The 18,608-nt window shown below is 40.2% G+C and carries 17 protein-coding genes; 2 read left to right on the forward strand and 15 right to left on the reverse strand.

What is annotated here, in order from left to right; genetic code table 11:
• From HWV02_RS19090 to HWV02_RS19150, 13 genes are all read right to left on the reverse strand, one after another.
• Entirely contained in the window at positions 1-585 is a 585-nt protein-coding gene (locus tag HWV02_RS19090) for a flavodoxin family protein (RefSeq protein WP_211677327.1), read from the reverse strand.
• Positions 586-839: 254 nt separating this feature from the next.
• Positions 840-2,312, reverse strand: a complete 1,473-nt coding sequence (der, locus tag HWV02_RS19095; RefSeq protein ID WP_211672962.1) for a ribosome biogenesis GTPase Der — start codon at positions 2,310-2,312, stop codon at positions 840-842.
• A 111-nt stretch (positions 2,313-2,423) separates the two neighbouring features.
• Positions 2,424-3,614: an outer membrane protein assembly factor BamB gene (gene bamB / locus HWV02_RS19100; protein ID WP_211677329.1), complete on the reverse strand. Its 1,191-nt coding sequence runs from the start codon at positions 3,612-3,614 to the stop codon at positions 2,424-2,426.
• Positions 3,604-4,275 (reverse strand): tetratricopeptide repeat protein, encoded by a 672-nt coding sequence (locus tag HWV02_RS19105; RefSeq protein ID WP_211672964.1) that lies wholly within the window; start codon positions 4,273-4,275, stop codon positions 3,604-3,606. Before HWV02_RS19105 ends, bamB begins: the two co-directional genes overlap by 11 nt.
• Positions 4,276-4,315: 40 nt before the next feature.
• Positions 4,316-5,596 carry a histidine--tRNA ligase gene (hisS, locus tag HWV02_RS19110; protein WP_211672965.1) on the reverse strand — a complete coding sequence of 427 codons (1,281 nt, stop codon included), beginning with the start codon at positions 5,594-5,596 and terminating at the stop codon, positions 4,316-4,318.
• A gap of 124 nt (positions 5,597-5,720) precedes the next feature.
• Entirely contained in the window at positions 5,721-6,839 is a 1,119-nt protein-coding gene (ispG, locus tag HWV02_RS19115; protein ID WP_211677331.1) for a flavodoxin-dependent (E)-4-hydroxy-3-methylbut-2-enyl-diphosphate synthase, read from the reverse strand.
• Between the two features lie 16 nt (positions 6,840-6,855).
• On the reverse strand, positions 6,856-7,782 hold the full coding sequence (locus tag HWV02_RS19120; protein ID WP_211689183.1) for a RodZ domain-containing protein: 927 nt from the start codon (positions 7,780-7,782) through the stop codon (positions 6,856-6,858).
• Positions 7,772-8,542 (reverse strand): type IV pilus biogenesis/stability protein PilW, encoded by a 771-nt coding sequence (gene pilW / locus HWV02_RS19125; RefSeq protein WP_211677335.1) that lies wholly within the window; start codon positions 8,540-8,542, stop codon positions 7,772-7,774. Before pilW ends, HWV02_RS19120 begins: the two co-directional genes overlap by 11 nt.
• 25 nt (positions 8,543-8,567) lie before the next feature.
• The gene (locus tag HWV02_RS19130) at positions 8,568-9,683 is read right to left on the reverse strand and encodes a bifunctional tRNA (adenosine(37)-C2)-methyltransferase TrmG/ribosomal RNA large subunit methyltransferase RlmN (RefSeq protein ID WP_211677337.1); all 1,116 of its coding nucleotides are present in this window, start codon (positions 9,681-9,683) and stop codon (positions 8,568-8,570) included.
• A gap of 368 nt (positions 9,684-10,051) precedes the next feature.
• The gene (gene ndk, locus HWV02_RS19135; RefSeq protein ID WP_211677339.1) at positions 10,052-10,477 is read right to left on the reverse strand and encodes a nucleoside-diphosphate kinase; all 426 of its coding nucleotides are present in this window, start codon (positions 10,475-10,477) and stop codon (positions 10,052-10,054) included.
• A 228-nt stretch (positions 10,478-10,705) separates the two neighbouring features.
• A complete protein-coding gene (locus HWV02_RS19140) occupies positions 10,706-12,040 on the reverse strand; it encodes a TIGR03503 family protein (RefSeq protein ID WP_211677341.1) in 1,335 nt (444 codons plus the stop codon).
• Positions 12,041-12,052: 12 nt separating this feature from the next.
• Positions 12,053-12,793 carry a DNA polymerase III subunit epsilon gene (gene dnaQ, locus HWV02_RS19145; RefSeq protein ID WP_211677343.1) on the reverse strand — a complete coding sequence of 247 codons (741 nt, stop codon included), beginning with the start codon at positions 12,791-12,793 and terminating at the stop codon, positions 12,053-12,055.
• Positions 12,794-12,882: 89 nt separating this feature from the next.
• Positions 12,883-13,632, reverse strand: coding sequence for a class I SAM-dependent methyltransferase (locus tag HWV02_RS19150; RefSeq protein WP_255546920.1), 750 nt, complete (start codon positions 13,630-13,632; stop codon positions 12,883-12,885).
• Between the two features lie 65 nt (positions 13,633-13,697).
• Here HWV02_RS19150 and gloB point away from each other — a divergent pair, with 65 nt between their 5' ends.
• A complete protein-coding gene (gloB, locus tag HWV02_RS19155; RefSeq protein ID WP_211677345.1) occupies positions 13,698-14,474 on the forward strand; it encodes a hydroxyacylglutathione hydrolase in 777 nt (258 codons plus the stop codon).
• A gap of 104 nt (positions 14,475-14,578) precedes the next feature.
• Positions 14,579-16,183 (forward strand): LysM peptidoglycan-binding domain-containing protein, encoded by a 1,605-nt coding sequence (locus HWV02_RS19160; RefSeq protein WP_211677347.1) that lies wholly within the window; start codon positions 14,579-14,581, stop codon positions 16,181-16,183.
• A gap of 138 nt (positions 16,184-16,321) precedes the next feature.
• Here HWV02_RS19160 and HWV02_RS19165 read toward each other — a convergent pair whose 3' ends face one another.
• Both HWV02_RS19165 and HWV02_RS19170 read right to left on the reverse strand, forming a co-directional pair.
• Positions 16,322-16,873, reverse strand: a complete 552-nt coding sequence (locus tag HWV02_RS19165; RefSeq protein ID WP_211677349.1) for a chalcone isomerase family protein — start codon at positions 16,871-16,873, stop codon at positions 16,322-16,324.
• A gap of 197 nt (positions 16,874-17,070) precedes the next feature.
• Positions 17,071-18,486, reverse strand: coding sequence for a sodium:alanine symporter family protein (locus HWV02_RS19170; RefSeq protein ID WP_211677351.1), 1,416 nt, complete (start codon positions 18,484-18,486; stop codon positions 17,071-17,073).
• Positions 18,487-18,608 lie beyond the last annotated feature (122 nt).

Raw genomic sequence — 18,608 nt, forward strand, 5'->3', positions numbered from 1 at the left:
TTATAACGATAAGGCCTGTAATTCATAAGCACAGGTCTTTGTGATGATCGCTATACGACGCCCTAAGTATTTGGCGGTATCCAGATCACTGCGGTGAACTTCCCCTTCAGGATTATGCCCAACAACACCTAACTGACATCCGAGACGATTTAGCCCCACGCTATTATAACCACCCGCAATATCGAGTCCAATCCATAACATGCCATGCTGACTGGCTAATGTCGCCATATATTGAACCGTGTTTGCCTGATCACCGTTAAGGCAACTACCAACGGTAAAGCCACCAGCAAATTTATTACGCCATTGTTGGCTATCCCAACGCTCACTTGTCGCATCTGAAAATGCTTTAAACTGACCTGCAACACCACCCATATAAGTTGGCGATCCAAATATAATGGCATCGGCATTATCAAGCAGACACATCAATTCATCATTATCAAAACGGCCTTCGAACATGTCCCAAGCTTGTATCTGACATTCAATGACTTTAACATCCTCAACGGTGTTAATGCCTGAGATAACTTCTCGAGCCAGGGCCTGAGTTGAACCTGACGCCGAAAAATACACGACTGCAACTATGGTCAAACAAAACCTCTCACGCTATCCATATTCATTAACCTATATCCCTATTTACACCTAGCACTACTAATAGTGTAGTGCGGCACTGAATATCTGCAGCTTAAATACAGGTATTCAGTTAATCACAAATAGTATCAGTCTTTGCGCTAAGGTATACAGTTAAACACCGCAAATATGATTTAAATATTCCTGTCACTGATTTTCAAGCATAAAAAAAGGCCTGTAAAAACAGACCTTTCTATCAATAAAAACTTACACTATTATTTTTTACTCTTATAGTGCGACATCATACGGCGACGTTTTTTCTGTTGCGATAATGATAAGCTATTTTTCTTATCAGCAAACGGATTGTCACTGTCACGGAATTCAACCTTAATCGGTGTACCCATGATTTTTAATGAACGACGGAAGTAGTTGATCAAATAACGGCGATATGAATTCGCTAATTTTGTTACTTGATTACCATGCACAACAATCAATGGTGGATTATAGCCACCCGCGTGCGCATAACGTAGCTTAACACGACGACCAGCATGCATTGGCGGCTGATGATCATCCACAGCCATACGTATAATACGCGTTAACATAGACGTTGATACACGCTTAGTTGATGAGTCGAATGCTTCTGTAATCGATTCAAATAAGTGACCAACACCAGTACCGTGTAATGCAGAGATAAAGTGAATACGTGCAAAGTCAATAAAGCCTAAACGACGATCCAGTTCAGATTTAATACGATCTTTCACGTCAGTATCTAGACCATCCCACTTATTCACTGCAATCACAATTGAGCGACCAGAGTTAATTGCAAAGCCTAACAAGGTTAAATCTTGTGCTGTTACACCAACGCGTGCATCAAATACCATTAATACAACATTCGCATCATCAATTGCTTGTAATGCTTTAACAATCGAGAACTTCTCAACCGCTTCATTGATATTTTTACGACGACGTACACCTGCTGTATCGATAAGCATGTAGTTACGACCATCACGCTCCATCGGTATGTAAATACTGTCACGAGTGGTACCCGGCATATCATAAACAACAACGCGCTCTTCACCTAAGATACGGTTAACTAACGTTGATTTACCAACGTTAGGACAACCAATCATCGCTAATTTAATCGGTAAACTCGCATAATCTTCGTCGCGTTCCTCACCTTCCTCTTCTTCTGGTAATAACTCACCATTTACAAAAGGGTCTGCGTCAGAGAATTCTTCCTCATCTTCAAGGTCAGCAACTTCAACATGTGCTAATGCTTCTTCAATAAGAATATTAGTACCACGACCTTGCGATGCTGCAATTTGGTAAATATCACCAAGTGCAAGCGCATAGAATTCAGCAACAGCAACATCGCCATCGAGGCCATCTACTTTGTTGGCAACAAGAAATACTTTTTTCTCTTGTTTACGTAAATGTTCAGCAATTGCTTGGTCAGAAACCGTTAAGCCTGCACGTGCATCTACTAAAAATAATACGGCATCAGCTTCTTCAATCGCCAGTAGCGACTGATCAGCCATTTTTGCATCAATCCCTTCTTCATCGCCATTAATACCGCCGGTATCAACTACAATGAACTCACGACCAGCTAAGTTAGCTTGTCCATATTTACGGTCACGAGTTAACCCTGGGAAATCGGCAACAAGTGCGTCCCGGGTACGAGTTAAGCGGTTGAACAATGTTGATTTACCAACATTAGGGCGTCCAACCAATGCAATTACAGGGGTCATATATAACCTCAGCCTCAATACGGCTCTAGTAAAATGAAAGTCACTTATTTAAAAGGACAAAATGCGCCTCTCGGCGCAATAAATTATTTTGATGGTATTCTATCTAGGGATTTAAATTGGTTTCTTTACAGCAACCAATTTACCACTGCGGCTTTGAACATAGAGGTATTTTTCTGAGTTCAATGCTTTAGAAAATAGTCCATCACTATCAATTAATTGTTGTGCAACCAACTTACCGGTTTTACGATCTAACCAGTGTAAATAGCCTTCTTTATCACCGACAACAATATTGTTACCCGAGACAACTGGTGCAGTTACACCGCGTAGTGCTAAGCGATTCTGTGACCATAAAGTAAGGCCATTACGACGGTCAATTGCATGAATACGACCTTCCGTATCAGTTAAAAATAGCTCGAAGCCCGCCACAGTAAGATCTTTTACCGACGCGTAAGCACGTTTCCAAAGCACCTTACCAGAACGCAATTCAATGGCCATTAACTCACCATTAAAAGCAGATGTATAAACATCAGTACCACGCGCTACCGCTTGGCCATTTACATCAACTAGACGGTCAATGTCATTCGCGCCTTTTGGCTTGGCAACGTTCACTTCCCAGATCAATCGACCATTAGCAAGGAATACTGCCGCTAGTTTACCATCACTGCGACCATAAATCGCTGCTCCATTAGTGGTGATTGGCGAATTATTACCACGTAAAGTCAAAGCTGGTAATTCTGAGCTTTGGATCCAACGCTGTTCACCCGTCTGAACGTCAAAACCAACCAAGCTACCACTGCCCGTTTGGATAATAACAAGGCCTTCATCAACCACAGGACTCGCGATCACTTCACCATCAGTTTCAACTTGCCAGATCACTTCACCGGTTTTGTCGTTTAACGCAAATAATACTGCATTTTCACTACCAACAAATACCATGCCATAACCAGCAGCTATACCACCCGACAGTAACGCATTATCACTGTCATCAAAACGGTTAAATACCGCTTGTTCAGATAAGTCTTGAGTCCAAATTTCATCACCTGAAATCGGGTCCAACGCTTTCACTAAACCGTCACGACTTGCGGCAAAAAGCTGACCATTTACAAGTAAGGTTCGCGTCTGAGAGTAATACTCGCCAACACCCGAGCCAATGCTCTTGCGCCATTCAATTTCTGGCGTAAATTCAGCTTGAATGACAGGTAGTGGTGAATACACTTCCTCATCATCACTAAATAAAGAACAACCTTGTAAAAAAACCGAAAGAACCGCAGCTGTTGTAAGTGTTCTCAGCTTATTGGTCATTCAGCTCTCCTGCGATAGCAGCATCAAGATCGTCTGCAACGTCTGTAATAGCAAGGTCATCAAGTTTTAATTGTAACAACTGAGTATTCGCACCGACACCCGCTAATGCTGCTTTATAAGCACTACGAGCCGCGTCTAAATCGCCTTGCTGTACGTAGATATCACCTTTTACTTCTGCTTTCTTACTCGCAAATGTATCAAGTGTCACTTTATCCAGTGTCGCCAGTGCAACATCAAAGTTTTGTAGCTGCGCTTGAACTCGTGCTAGACGAATATTAGCAATCGGTAAGATACTTGCTTGATTGCTGTTTGTCGCTACCCAGCTAAGTTGCTTTTCAGCTTCCGTAAAATCTTGTTTTTTCACTGCTTCAGCGGCAAGTTGCAATGCTGTTAATGTTGCGTAAGCATTACCGCTGTTCGCATCAATAAACGTCTGAGTTGTCGCCTTTGCTGCAAGTCCATTTTCAGATAATTCAGTCACAACAGTATCATAAGCAGCCGAGAGTTCTTCTTGTGCTGTTAACTGGCTATCGTTGTAATAACGAAAGCCAACTAAGCCAGCTAGGCCAAGTACAGTCCCAAAAATAACCGCATTACCATGAGATTTCCACCATGATTTCAGCGCTTCAACTTGTTGTTCTTCAGTAGCGTAACCTTCCACGTCTCACCCTTAATTTTAAAACACAACTAAACAGTATTGATTACTTGTTTAGTAGCGTTGTTAATTGGTTTACTAATTCAGTGACTGCGATAGTTTTCTGCTCTGTTTTACCAGTCAGATCTTTCACAGTTACTTGTTTATTTTCGATTTCGTCGCCACCCAGAATAAGTGCTACTTTAGCGCCATTTTGATCAGCTCGTTTAAGTTGTTTCTTAAAGTTACCGCCGCCGTTATGCATCATACATTTCACATTCGGCATTTGGTCACGTAACTGTTCTGCTAATAACATACCATGGATATCAGCGCCTTCGCCTAATGCCGCAATATAAACATCAACGGCGCCTGCGATATCAGCTGTTAACTCTAAGGTTTCTAATAATAATACTAAACGTTCGATACCCAGTGCAAAACCAACTGCTGGCGTTGCTTTGCCACCCAATTGTTCAACTAAGCCATCATAACGACCACCACCACAAACTGTACCTTGAGCGCCTAAGCTTTCTGTTACCCACTCAAATACAGTGTAGTTATAATAATCAAGGCCACGAACCAAACGGTCATTAACTTGATAGTTAACGCCTGCGCTATCTAACATCTTACATAGACCATCGAAATGCGCTTTAGTTTCTTCGCCGTAGTAATCAGCTAGGCTTGGTGCATCTGTAAGCAGTGCTTGAACATTTTGATTTTTGCTGTCTAGTACTCGTAATGGGTTAGTATACATACGACGTTGGCTTTCTTCATCAAGCTGGTCTTTAAAACCTTCTAAGAAGCTAATTAATGCGTCTTTATGTGCACTACGTTCTTCAGACGAACCCAGCGAGTTCAGCTGTAATGTCACATGTTGCTCAATACCAAGTAGTTTCCACAGACGCGCCGTTAATAAAATAACTTCTGCATCAGTATCCGCACCTTTAAGACCAAAAATTTCAACACCGAATTGGTGGAATTGACGGTAACGACCTTTTTGAGGACGCTCGTGACGGAACATAGGACCTATGTACCACATACGACGCTCTTGGTTATACAACAAACCATTTTGAATACCAGCACGCACTGTTGACGCTGTGCCTTCAGGGCGTAGTGTTAGGCTGTCACCGTTACGGTCATCAAACGTGTACATTTCTTTTTCAACAACGTCTGTTACTTCGCCGATCGCACGCTTGAATAAATTCGTAGATTCAACGATTGGCATACGAATTTCAGAGTAGCCATAGGCTGCAACAGTATCACGTAATACTGATTCTACTTTTTGCCATACCGGCGTTTGTTCTGGTAAGCAATCATTCATGCCACGAATTGCTTGGATAGGTTTAGCCACGGTCACTCTCGAAAATTATAAAAGACATATAACCCCAGATTATAAGGAGTTTCTACGTCGAGGTAAAATATTCAAAGGTGTTAGTCGGATATTTATCCTAATTTCAACACCTTTTACGGTAAAATTACGCTTTAACGTCAGTTACGATGATATTTTCAGGGTCCATCATCGCAGCTTTTGCACGAATTTTAGCCTCTAACTGATCAATCATGTCGTTATTATCAAAACGTTCTTTCTGACGTTTGCCATCAAGATAGTAACCGCTCTTATTACTGCCACCCGTCACACCAATTTGTACAGCTTCCGCTTCGCCTGGTCCATTGACCACACAACCGATGATAGACACGTCCATTGGGATAATAATATCTTCTAAACGCTCTTCTAATGCATTCACGGTACTGATTACATCAAACTCTTGGCGAGAACAGGTCGGGCAAGCAATGAAGTTAATACCACGACTACGAATACGTAATGATTTTAGAATATCAAAACCAACGCGAATTTCTTCAACTGGATCGGCCGCCAAGGAAATACGTAACGTATCACCGATACCCTCAGCCAGTAACATACCAAGACCAACCGATGATTTAACCGCACCACTTCTGAAACCACCCGCTTCAGTAATACCTAAATGCAGAGGTTGTTCGATCAATTTCGCTAACTGACGGTAAGATTCGACCGCCAGAAATACATCCGATGCTTTAACACTGACTTTAAATTGATCGAAGTTCAAACGCTGCAGAATATCAACATGGCGCATTGCCGATTCAACTAATGCTGCTGGTGTTGGTTCACCGTATTTCTCTTGAATTTCACGTTCTAATGAACCACCGTTAACACCAATACGAATTGGAATATTCATATCTTTGGCACAATCAACCACAGAACGGATACGACTTTCGTTACCGATATTACCAGGGTTAATGCGCAAGCAATCAACGCCGTACTCAGCCACTTTAAGGGCGATACGGTAATCGAAGTGAATATCGGCAACCAATGGCACGTCTACTTGCTGTTTAATCAGTTTAAATGCTTCTGCCGCATCCATTGTTGGTACGGAAACACGCACAATGTCAGCACCAACGGCTTCTAATGCTTTAATCTGAGCAACGGTTGCAGCCACATCCGTCGTCAAGGTATTTGTCATTGACTGTACTGCAATCGGTGCATTGCCACCAACAGGTACCTTACCAACCATGATTTGTTTCGATTGGCGGCGAATAATTGGACTTTCCTGATGCATATTTATAACTCGTTAATTAAGCTTCAAAAGGTAATTTAAATTTAGCAAGTCGACCTTGTCTAAAGGTTGATAAATCAACTGGCTCACCAGCATAACTCATTGTTACTTGCTCTGGTGCGCCTAGTTTAATTGATAATGGTGCTAAACCTTGTAATTGGATTGTCTGACCAGCTTTTCTCACACCTGTCGAAAGCGTTTTTCCGTTACTGTCTTTAATTTGAACCCAGCAATCACCCACAAACGAGAGAAGTAACGACTGAGGTGCAATTACTTTATTATCAATAATATTGGTGACAGATGATGTAGTCACTGCAGGTTGTTCAGCGACAACAGCGGGTGCTGATTTTTCGACCACGTCGACAGTTGGCTCAGTAACGTCTTGTGCAGGTGCAACAAGTGAAGGCGCTTCGTCCTCAATAACTGTTACAGCACCAACGACTTCGGGTGATTCAACTAATTCGAGGTCTTGTATTGCTACAGGATCAGATACGACTATATCAGCCTTATCACTGCCTAATCCCCAAATTAAGAATATGACAAGCATAAAACCAACGATGCCGTAACTGACGAGCATTAGGCGGTTATCAGATGCTTCGAGTTTTGTTCGGCGCGAGAAGCTTTGTAGCTCGGCTTGTTGTTCACATTCTGCATTATGGCAATCATAAGCGCGAAGCACATCATCTTCGGGAATATTTAAATAGCGGGCATAACAACGAATATAACCACGTATAAAGGTTTGTGAAATATCTTTATTAGCAGCATTTTTTTCAATGTTGTTAATAACAGATAATTTTAAGTTAATATTATCACTGACTTGCTGCACGCTAACACCTAATGTAATACGCGCATCCCGTAATATCTGCCCAGCAGTTATTACGTCGATATTATCTTGCAATTCAGCTGATGTATCTGCATTTTTTGAGGCTTCTAAATCAATAGTCATTTTTAATATATTTTTGTGTTTGTGTCGCTAACGGAAATTGGGCTAATAATTGGCGACTGTATACTTCAGCTGTAGCCAAATCATTCTGTTTTTCTGCAATATTAAAACCCAACCAAAGACTGCGTGCGGTTACCTTCGTTACTGACTCATATTTCGTTAATTGTTGCTTGGCCACCGCATAACTAGCCAGCATATAGTGTAATTCAGTAACTGATAACCGTACCTCTAAATTTTGTGGTGCATGTGCAAGAGATGATTGTAAGTAGGTTAATGCCAGCTGTTTATCGCCATTTTCAAGTGCACATTGCCCCGCATTTTCATAACTATTCGCAATTTTATTATAATCAGGAGCCGCGATTGCAGTTAAAAATTCGCTCTCTGCTTCATCAAAACGCGCTATTTCACATAGGAAAACACCAAAATTATTATGAATATTACCATTGTCAGGTGCAAGGTTGATGGCATATAAATAGGCTTCTTCGGCTTGTTTATACTCTTTTACCTTCTGATAGTAATACGCATAAGCTAAATAAATATCCGCATTGTCTGATTCATAATTAACGGCTTTATCAAGATTAATTTTCGCCTGTTGATAGTTTTCAATTTCAACATACTTTAAGGCTAAGGCTAGACGGCTTCGGGCCGCTGCAGTCTTATCAACCGAATTATCACTCAAACCAGCACTGGTTTCAATGTAACTTTGTGTGCTACATCCAGCCAGTGCGACTATCATCAACCCTACTACAGCGAAACGTTTCATGCCTAAATCCATCTAGTCAAAAGTATCAGTCACTCATCTTGACTGAAATCGCGTCACCTTGCATCCGTTTTTTTAATGTTCTTTTCGTTCTGTCGATTACATCACCAGCCAATTGGCCACAAGCAGCATCAATATCGTCACCGCGGGTTTTACGAATTGTTACTGTATTTTCGTATTCCATCAGCACTTTATTAAAACGATCGATACGACTATTACTTGGTTTACCATAATCACTGCCTGGGAACGGATTAAATGGGATCAAGTTAATTTTACACGGCGTATCTTTTAATAACTGCGCTAATTCATGAGCTTGATCAGTTGAATCATTCACGTGATCAAGTAATACATACTCAATCGTTACTTTTTTACGATTTGCATTTGATTTGCCAATATAGTTTTTAACGGATGCTAGTAACGTTTCAATATTGTATTTTTTATTAATAGGGACAAGTTCATCACGTAATGCATCATTTGGCGCATGTAATGAAATAGCTAATGCAACATCAATTGAATCTGCTAATTTATCTAAAGCAGGTACAACTCCAGAAGTAGATACGGTTACACGACGTTTTGATAAACCAAAACCGTAATCGTCTAGCATCAAGTTTAATGCGGGTATCAAGTTTGTCATGTTAAGCAGTGGTTCACCCATCCCCATCATTACGACATTGGTGATTGCACGTTTCTTGTTATTAAAGCCGATAACTTGTGTTGCACGCCATACTTGACCAATGATTTCTGATACTCGCAGGTTACGGTTAAAGCCTTGTTGTGCCGTCGAGCAGAATGTACATTCTAGTGCGCAACCAACTTGTGAGGATACACAAAGTGTTGCACGATCGCCGTCAGGAATATAAACCGTTTCATATTCCTGACCATCAACTTTTAATGCCCATTTAATTGTGCCATCATCACTACGTTGTTCTTGACTAATTTCAGGCGCTTCAATAACAGTTTCACGTAATAATTTTTCACGTAACTTTTTATTCAAGTTGGTCATTTCATTAATGTCATCACAGCCTTCATGATAGATCCATTTCATTACTTGATCGGCACGGAATGGTTTTTCGCCAATGTCAGAAAAATATTGGCGCATCGCTTTGCGATCTAAGTCTAATAGATTAATTTTTTTATTACTCATGAAGTGAGCCTCTGTCATTTATTTTATTCGGTTTGAAACAATTTAAGACTCAATTTTAAACAATATTTTAAGAATAGTTGGATAAAAAAGACGATGCTAAAATTGAGGTTTCAGGGCGCGGGATTGTACAAAGTTTAACGCCTAGACGCTAGCGCATTAGCCGAATTAAACAAAATAATTTATGAGTCGTTATTTTCAATAACCAATATTAAGCTGAGATAACAATAGCTAAGACTGAATATCCGCGATAAAAAGGAAATGATATAATATGAAAGGAGGTTGTAACAGGTGGGTAAAATCATAAAACCGGGCAGCAAATTAATCACGCATCACTACGCAACGACTTTACAGCCCGTGACACTAATTCATTAGCGTGTGCATACTTCATTTTCAGTAAAGAAGTAGGCAATTTCACGTGCAGCTGATTCTTCACTATCAGAACCATGTACCGCATTAAAACGCATGCTCTCAGCATAGTCACAACGTAACGTGCCCGCAGCTGCATTTTCCGGATTCGTCGTACCCATTAATTCACGGTAGAAAGTGATCGCATTTTCACCTTCTAATACTTGCACCATGATAGGACCAGACGTCATAAAGTCCATTAAAGGTTCGAAGAATACTTTTCCTTTGTGCTCTGCATAAAAACCTTCCGCTTGCTCACGGGTAAGGTGAAGCATTTTTGCCGCAACAACGCTTAAACCACAAGCTTCAATACGAGAATAAATAGCACCAATTAAATTTTTTCTTACTGCATCAGGCTTAACAATAGAAAAAGTGCGTTGAATTGCCATAATTTTTAACCTTAATTTGAGAAGTTTACTATCTTAGTTTGACTATCTAAGTTGAACAGTTCATCGATAAGATAACCTTTCAAAATAAAGGCTACCTTATTAACATTGACTTTAATTGCATTACAATTTTTAAACAAGTGTTAATCGTGAAAGAACAATGAAATACTGCGTTATGCGAACCTTATCTTCCGTAAATCTGATACATCATCTAATTGATTACATATCAAACTATTTATCGAGTGAATTAAGGTCCAAATCAGTCATCATATTCGTCCCATCATTTGAACTTAGCGGTTCTGGTGTGCTGATATCTGCATCCATTTTATTAGATATGACCTTTTCAAATTTACGTTTTTGCCAAAATTTAATGCTAAACAATATCGCGACAGCTAAAATGAGTAAGGTTAGCAAACTACCTACCACCCACAATAATAAATTCCATTGATTTTCTGATACTTCTAAACCATCAGCAATCTCATCGGTAGCACTCGCCTGAGATGCTGCTATCGGAATTAACGCACTATCAATGATAATAGGTTTAGGGATAACAAATGCTTCCGATGGCATATTGATAGTAATTTCTCGTCCCGCTTTCGTTGTTGCAAACAAAACCAATTCAATATTATAACCACCGATATGAGTCGGTCGTTCAAACGTATAAACCTGTTCACTCATATTGGCTTCGCCATAAATAATAAAATCATCACGAGGCCCACCATTAACCGATGCTAAACTGCCTTTTATCACAATACTTTCGGGCTGTAACTCTTCAACATCAAAGGTAAGTTTTAATTGTGGATCACTATCGACGAGCAAAGGCAACATTTGGGTTTTTATTGGCCGAGGGAAAATAACCACGTCTTGATTAAAACTACGAGTAAAAGCATTATTTTTTACCGCGACTTCAAACTTATACTTACCGGTGGCTAAATCAAGTTGTAAAAAAGTAGTGAAAATACCATCTTCAGGCACTTCATCGTAAAACACCCCTTTATCGTTAAACTTGGCCAGTTCTTGAGAGGTAAAATTAAAGTTTTCGTCTTCTGTTCGGTTATAACCATAGGCAGTCATAATCAGTTCAGTATCACGTAAATATGTTGCATTAAGGCGCTTTTTCAAGTGGTGTAGTTCACCGCTCACTTTTATACGTTCTCCACTATAAAGCTGAATAGGTAAACGAGTAACTTGCAGTTGTACATCTGACAATAATTGAATACGGTTATCACCTTGGATCTTACCGAGTGCTTGCCAAGGCCCCGGCATTGGATTTTCAATGGTTATAATGTCATGTTCTTTACCTTCAATCCAATGAACACGCTCAGACTTATCCCAAATATAAACCTTACTACCGTCGGGACGAACCAAAATAACCGCTTTAGAAAAACGTTCACGCGCAATAATAAACGTTATTTTCTTAATACCATAATCAACACGAAAGCGGTTATCCAATAACGCGATATCACTTGTCTGATAAACATTAGTTTGATAAACACTTTTAGCTGAAGTAAAAGTACTGATGCTAACAGCACCAATAAATGCCAATAGCAACCAAATATTACGCATTTTTGTCCTTACCTAGTGTACTTGCCACAATGCATCACCAACGATACCAAGTCGTTCATCATGCGCTTTCAATTCATCATCTGTTGCTTGCACCACTTTCAATAACGTTCGGGTTGCAGCAAGTCGACGAATACCATTCCCACCTTGTGAATTAGCACCTTCTTGCGATAAATTCAATTTAGTTTGGCCACCTGTCATAAACAGATAGACTTCCGCCAAGATCTCCGCATCCAGTAATGCCCCATGCAGAGTACGGTGCGAGTTATCAATACCATAACGAGTACACAACACATCTAAGTTGTTTCGTTTACCCGGAAAAAGTTTCTTCGCGATAGCTAATGTATCGGTAATCTTACAAATTTCTTTAGTTTCAGGTAGACCTTTATTTAGTAATCTAAATTCATGGTCCAGAAAGTTAATATCAAACGACGCGTTGTGAGCGACCAGTTCTGCACCATCAATAAAGGCAATAAATTCGTCTGCGATGGTAGAAAAAGCGGGCTTGTCTTGTAAGAATTCATCGGTAATACCGTGTACCGCGATCGCCTCAGGATCAACCAAACGGTCAGGCTTGATATAAACATGATAAGTACGCCCCGTTGGACGACGATTGAACAACTCAATACAACCAATTTCAATCACGCGGTGACCAATGTGTACACCACCCGCGCCAGTATTCATACCGGTTGTTTCGGTATCAAAAACAATAACGCGACCCGCGCCCTGTATTAACTCTGCATTGTCCAACGACATAAATCTCACCACCTAAATTAAACTGTCGCTATTCTAATATGAATTAGCGTTCGATTCACCTGATACAGTCGTAAAATCGTCAAGAAAGGTTAAGAGAGTTTATGTGGTAATTTTTGTGTCGCCCCAGTCGGCATAAAACGACGATTAGTTCGACTCACTTGCCACCAATTTTTAACGGGAGATATCGGCGTTCGACGTTTACGCGCTACAATAAAGTAAACCGACAAAAATGAAGGGAAATGCATTTGACCGAAACTCTCAGACCACCAAGTTAATGGTTTTTTACCTAGAAAAGACGTAAAGCCAAAGCGTTCATCTTGAATAATTTCAAAACCGAGTAATTCAAGCCAATCTTTAATACGTGCAGGGGTAAACATTCGACCCGACCAAGGAGGGTGGTAACGCTTCACGCCAAGTAGTTTAACTAGACCACATAATGATAGCGGATTATAACCACTTAAGATCAGGTAGCCATCACCCGTTAAGACTCGCTCAACCTCCCGTAATACTTGATGCGGATCGGCAGAAAAGTCCAATGATTGGGTTAAAATACAAGCATCAATACAATTTTCTTGAAAGGGTAAATGTGCAGGATCAATGAATACCCCGCCCACACCTTGCTCTGACGTCGCCGTTACCTGGTGTTGTATACTGCTACCAAAACAATTAAGCTCACCACTTAGCGAACCTAATTTTAGTAAATGATAACCAAATATTTTCGGGCACCAAACATCAAGCCGAGCCTGAATTTGACTCGCAAGCCACCCTCCCATTGGAAGATCGTTCCAATAATGGGGTATTGCTATCTCATGCTTATGATGTGCAGGTTTTATTAACACGGCAATATCCGCTAAAATTTTGTTTTATATATAATTAAAGATAATCCCATAAAGAGAACGATGCAATGCTTGAAGTCATTTCTATACCAACATTTAACGACAATTATGTTTGGTTAATCAAAAATACTGAAAATAATCACTGTTGTATCGTCGATCCAGGCCAAGCCGACGCGGTATTACAGGTTATCAATCAACAGAACTTAATTCTCGATGCCATTTTAATTACTCATCACCATTATGATCATATTGATGGTATTAGTGATATTCTAGCCGCATCAACCCAACCCATTAATATCTACTCATCTATTGCTATCGATGTAGAGGCTCCGGTCACCTTAGTCACCGAAAATAGTCAGTTAAGCTTATTAGATAATAGTTTAGCTTTAACCGTTATGGCGACACCAGGACACAAACGCGAACACGTCGTTTATTATAACCAAGCCATGTTATTTTCTGGAGATACCCTATTCTCGGGTGGTTGCGGTCGACTTCTTGATGGTAACGCGACAGAATTGTTTTCATCACTACAACGTATTAAAGCATTAGATGAAAACATTCATGTATACCCTGCACACGAATATACCCAAGCTAATTTAATGTTTTGCTATGCCGTCGAACCGCAAAATCGCGCACTAAAAAAACACATAGAATATACGGCAAAATTACGTCAGCAAGGACTACCAACCGTACCCAACAGCCTTAAAAGTGAAAAGCAGATCAATGTTTTCTTACGCACCAACGAAGCAACTGTAAGTATGGCTATGGAACATAAACTGCTTGATATACTCACCAGCGAGCAAGCTGTATTCACCGCATTAAGAGCCTGGAAAGATCATTTTTAACCAGAAAATAAGCATACATACACCAAATGATACACTTGCTTTGTTTTCCCTTGGCGATTAGCATATCGGGTTGTTCACTAATATAAGACGAATATAAGACGAATATGAAATTTAAATTATCCATTCCGGTATTGATATTACTGACCGGGTGTCAAATGATACCTGAAGATCGTAGTAACGATGAGCAAACTACTATAACGCCTGTCGTTGCCCAATCTCAAGAAGCCAGTAATAAAGAGAGCGGTTTAGATAGTATTGCAGAAGAAAAAATTGCGAAACTTATTATTGCCGAAGACGTTACAGTCAAGCCAATTGATAATGTTTGGGTGCGTATTTCTGAGCAAATGAGCATTCCGATTCCCGATAATGCGCGTATTGCAAAGCACCGTAATTGGTACTTGAAGCATCCACAGCACTTAAAAACAGTATCACAGCGTGCAGAACCGTTTCTATATCTTATTGTTGAAGAACTCGAGCGTCGTAACTTACCGCTAGAACTAGCGCTATTACCTGTCGTCGAAAGTGCATTTGACCCCTTTGCTTACTCACACGGCAGTGCATCGGGTATGTGGCAATTCGTTCCAGGTACAGCGAAACGTTTCGGCCTCGAACAAAACTGGTGGTACGATGGCCGTCGTGATGTACTGGCATCAACCAGCGCCGCATTAACCTATATGGAATACCTAAACCGCCGATTCAAAGGTGACTGGTTGGCTGCCCTAGCCTCTTACAATTCCGGCGAAGGTCGTGTAGGACGTTCTATTAAGCGTAACCAAAAAGCCGGTCTACCGACTGATTTCTGGTCCCTGTCTCTGCCAAAAGAAACAGAGGCATACGTCCCTAAATTATTAGCACTTGCTGATATTTTACAAAACCCAGAAAAATACCATGTCACGCTGCCAGTAATCGATAATGAGCCTGCAATTCAGCAAGTTGACGTTGACAGTCAAATCGATTTAGCACTTGCTGCTGACTTAGCGGGCATGGAAGTCGCTCAGTTACAACGTCTTAATCCAGGTTTCAACCAATGGGCAACGGCACCAAATGGACCACATACGTTATTAATTCCTAGTGGTAATGTAGAAAAATTTAAAACTGCATTAGCAAGAACGGACGCAAAGGGTCGTCTAAACTGGGTTCGCTATAAAGTGAAGTCAGGCGATAGCCTAAGCGAGGTTGCGCAAAACTATAATACCTCAAGCAAGATCATTGCCTCGGTAAATAATCTAGACAGCAGTACAATCAAGATCGGACAAGCGTTACTTATCCCAATGGCCGCGAAAGAACTCGATTATTATAAATTTAGCGAATCATCACGCATCACGCGCCGCCAAGAAAAACCAGCAGGCCGTTTTAAAGTGGTACATAAAGTGCAACCAGGTGATAACTTATGGGATATTTCACGCGCCTATAAAGTTAACTACAAAAGTTTGGCCAAATGGAATAATATCGCGCCTAGAGATGCACTGAAGGTCAATCAAAAGCTCGTGGTTTGGCAAGGTAAAAAACAAGGGAGCACTAATGGCAAAGGTGTTATGCGTAATATTACCTATAAAGTCCGTCCAGGCGATTCGCTTGCACGTATTGCCAATAAATTTAATGTCAGAGTTAAAGACCTTGTAAGATGGAATGGACTGGCTAATCAGAAGTATATCCAACCAGGGCAAGCATTGCGCCTTTATATTGATGTCACAAAAGTAAATACCTAGTGAAAGAGCTCCTTACGCTATGTATAACTTAAAAAGAATACACGCATAAAAAATGGCTTACGCTAAGATTTAACTCTTAACCGTAAGCCATTTTTATTACGCTTAATTTGCATGTTTAAACACTTGTTAAAACATAAATTATAAACCAAGCATATCGTCTTTCAGATCATCATCAGCAGGTTTATCACCTAACCAGATAGACAACACCGCTTGACGAAAAACGTCGTTATTAATCGTCGATAACTTTTCATTATTTTTATACGTTACTAAGCCTTTGCCTGGCGAACTCACTAAAGTAAATTGATCACCTTTAGCAATCTCTTCGCTAAACACACTAATGAACTCTGCAATTTCAGCTGAAATTGGCGCTGTATTACCTGCAGTTGCACCATGAAAACCGTCATTAATCGCCGATACCATTTTCTCTGACGTAATCATCCCAGAAATAATATTCAGACGAATTGCACTTACATCTTGGCTTGTTACTATATCTTTATTCACTTTTTGTGTAAATAGCGAACCAACGTACAGATCAATAAAGAATTTACTACGAACACCCGCACCTTGATAATTAAGTGATGCGCCTTCAAGAGATACATTATCTGGAACTGAAACACCTGACACTTCCTGTGCAGCATTTACAGAGAAACTTAATAGCATTGCTGACGCTAGAGTTGCTAATTTATTCATGACTTAATCCTATGTGGTCAGTATTAAAACTCTAATTTAACCATAAAGAGGGTAGAGCTAAAACTCTAACCACTTTGATTTCGTCAATTTAATACGATTTTATTACGACTCAATTAATACCTAATAAAAAAGCCACTCATTACTGTAATGAGTGGCTTTTTCTAATTTTACAATGCTAATGTAAAGTAACTACAATACTACTTTTTACATTTAGAATTCCAAATTTCACTGTTAATCTTTTTATCAATTTCAGGGTATTCAGCACTATCAAATGTAGGCGTCTTACCTTCAGCGAGTTGTTTGTTGTAATCTTTCGCAACGATGATGACATACTTAGACAACATTAAGATGGCGATAATATTGACTAGTGCCATCAAGCCCATTGATGCATCAGCCATGTTCCAAATCAGAGTTGATTTCGCAACAGCACCAAACATAACCATACCTAAAACAGCAGCACGGAAGATCCATACCATTACTTTTGAATCTCGGTTCAAAAATAAGATACTTGTTTCTGCGTATGAATAGTTCGCAACAATTGACGTAAATGCAAAGAATAGAATAGCAATAGCAACAAAGGTACTACCCCAACCGCCTACATGAGATGACAATGCATGCTGAGTTAATTCGATGCCACCAATACCCGATGTATCACCAAGGTCTGAGAGCAGAATGATAGACGCAGTCGCAGTACAGATAACAATAGTATCAATGAATACACCTAGCATCTGAACATAACCTTGTGATGCTGGGTGATTAGGGAATGGTGCCGCACTTGCAGCCGCATTCGGCGCACTACCCATACCCGCTTCATTCGAGAATAAACCACGTTTAATACCTTGCATCATAGCAACACCTAATGCGCCACCAGCAGCTTCTTCTAAGCCGAATGCAGATTTAATGATGAGTTCGAAAATAGCAGGTATTTCTGAAATGTTCATTGCAACAACAACAAACGCAATAAGAATATAAGCCAGCGCCATGAATGGCACTACGATTTCAGCAAATGCGCCGATCATACGTAGACCACCAAAAATGATAAAGCTTGTAAATACAACTAATACGATACCAACGATAGCTTTATCAAAACCAAACGCATTGTGCATTGAATTAGCAATCGCATCAGACTGAACAGCGTTAAATACTAAACCAAATGCAATGATTAGGCAGACAGAGAATACAACACCCATCCAACGACGGCCTAGACCTTTTTCCATGTAGTAAGCGGGACCACCACGGAAGTTGCCGTCAGCATCTTTGGTTTTAAATAATTGTGCTAATGCACTCTCAGCAAAACTAGTCGCCATACCAATAACAGCAATTAACCACATCCAGAATACCGCACCAGGACCACCCGCAGTAATTGCTACAGCAACACCTGCAAGGTTACCAGTACCAACACGTGCAGCTAGACTTGTACATAACGCTTGAAATGATGATACACCTTCAGAGCTGCTTTTACGGCTACCAGCAAGAACAGAGAACATGTGAGTAAAATGGCGGAACTGAATAAAACCTAATTTAAAGGTAAAATACAGACCCGTACCGATAAGTAAATAAATCAGTACAGAGCCCCACAGCAGCCCATTGATAAAGTCGATAACTTCCGTCATATTTTCTTTTCCACAATATTATTAAAGTCCATAGATAGCAGTAAACGTAACACCACCAACTAAACGTGGCGCGGAATATAACATAAAAAACCAGTAAATTGTTAATAAACAGGTGTAAAAAT

The sequence above is a fragment of the Moritella sp. 28 genome (genome assembly GCF_018219435.1).
Taxonomy (GTDB): domain Bacteria; phylum Pseudomonadota; class Gammaproteobacteria; order Enterobacterales; family Moritellaceae; genus Moritella.

Coding starts and splice junctions, on each gene's coding strand:
- der (WP_211672962.1), bottom strand. CDS start 2,312: ATGACCCCTGTAATTGCATTGGTTGGACGCCCTAATGTTGGTAAATCA.
- bamB (WP_211677329.1), bottom strand. CDS start 3,614: ATGACCAATAAGCTGAGAACACTTACAACAGCTGCGGTTCTTTCGGTT.
- ispG (WP_211677331.1), bottom strand. CDS start 6,839: ATGCATCAGGAAAGTCCAATTATTCGCCGCCAATCGAAACAAATCATG.
- HWV02_RS19120 (WP_211689183.1), bottom strand. CDS start 7,782: ATGACTATTGATTTAGAAGCCTCAAAAAATGCAGATACATCAGCTGAA.
- pilW (WP_211677335.1), bottom strand. CDS start 8,542: ATGAAACGTTTCGCTGTAGTAGGGTTGATGATAGTCGCACTGGCTGGA.
- HWV02_RS19130 (WP_211677337.1), bottom strand. CDS start 9,683: ATGAGTAATAAAAAAATTAATCTATTAGACTTAGATCGCAAAGCGATG.
- ndk (WP_211677339.1), bottom strand. CDS start 10,477: ATGGCAATTCAACGCACTTTTTCTATTGTTAAGCCTGATGCAGTAAGA.
- HWV02_RS19140 (WP_211677341.1), bottom strand. CDS start 12,040: ATGCGTAATATTTGGTTGCTATTGGCATTTATTGGTGCTGTTAGCATC.
- dnaQ (WP_211677343.1), bottom strand. CDS start 12,793: ATGTCGTTGGACAATGCAGAGTTAATACAGGGCGCGGGTCGCGTTATT.
- gloB (WP_211677345.1), top strand. CDS start 13,698: ATGCTTGAAGTCATTTCTATACCAACATTTAACGACAATTATGTTTGG.
- HWV02_RS19160 (WP_211677347.1), top strand. CDS start 14,579: ATGAAATTTAAATTATCCATTCCGGTATTGATATTACTGACCGGGTGT.
- HWV02_RS19165 (WP_211677349.1), bottom strand. CDS start 16,873: ATGAATAAATTAGCAACTCTAGCGTCAGCAATGCTATTAAGTTTCTCT.
- HWV02_RS19170 (WP_211677351.1), bottom strand. CDS start 18,486: ATGACGGAAGTTATCGACTTTATCAATGGGCTGCTGTGGGGCTCTGTA.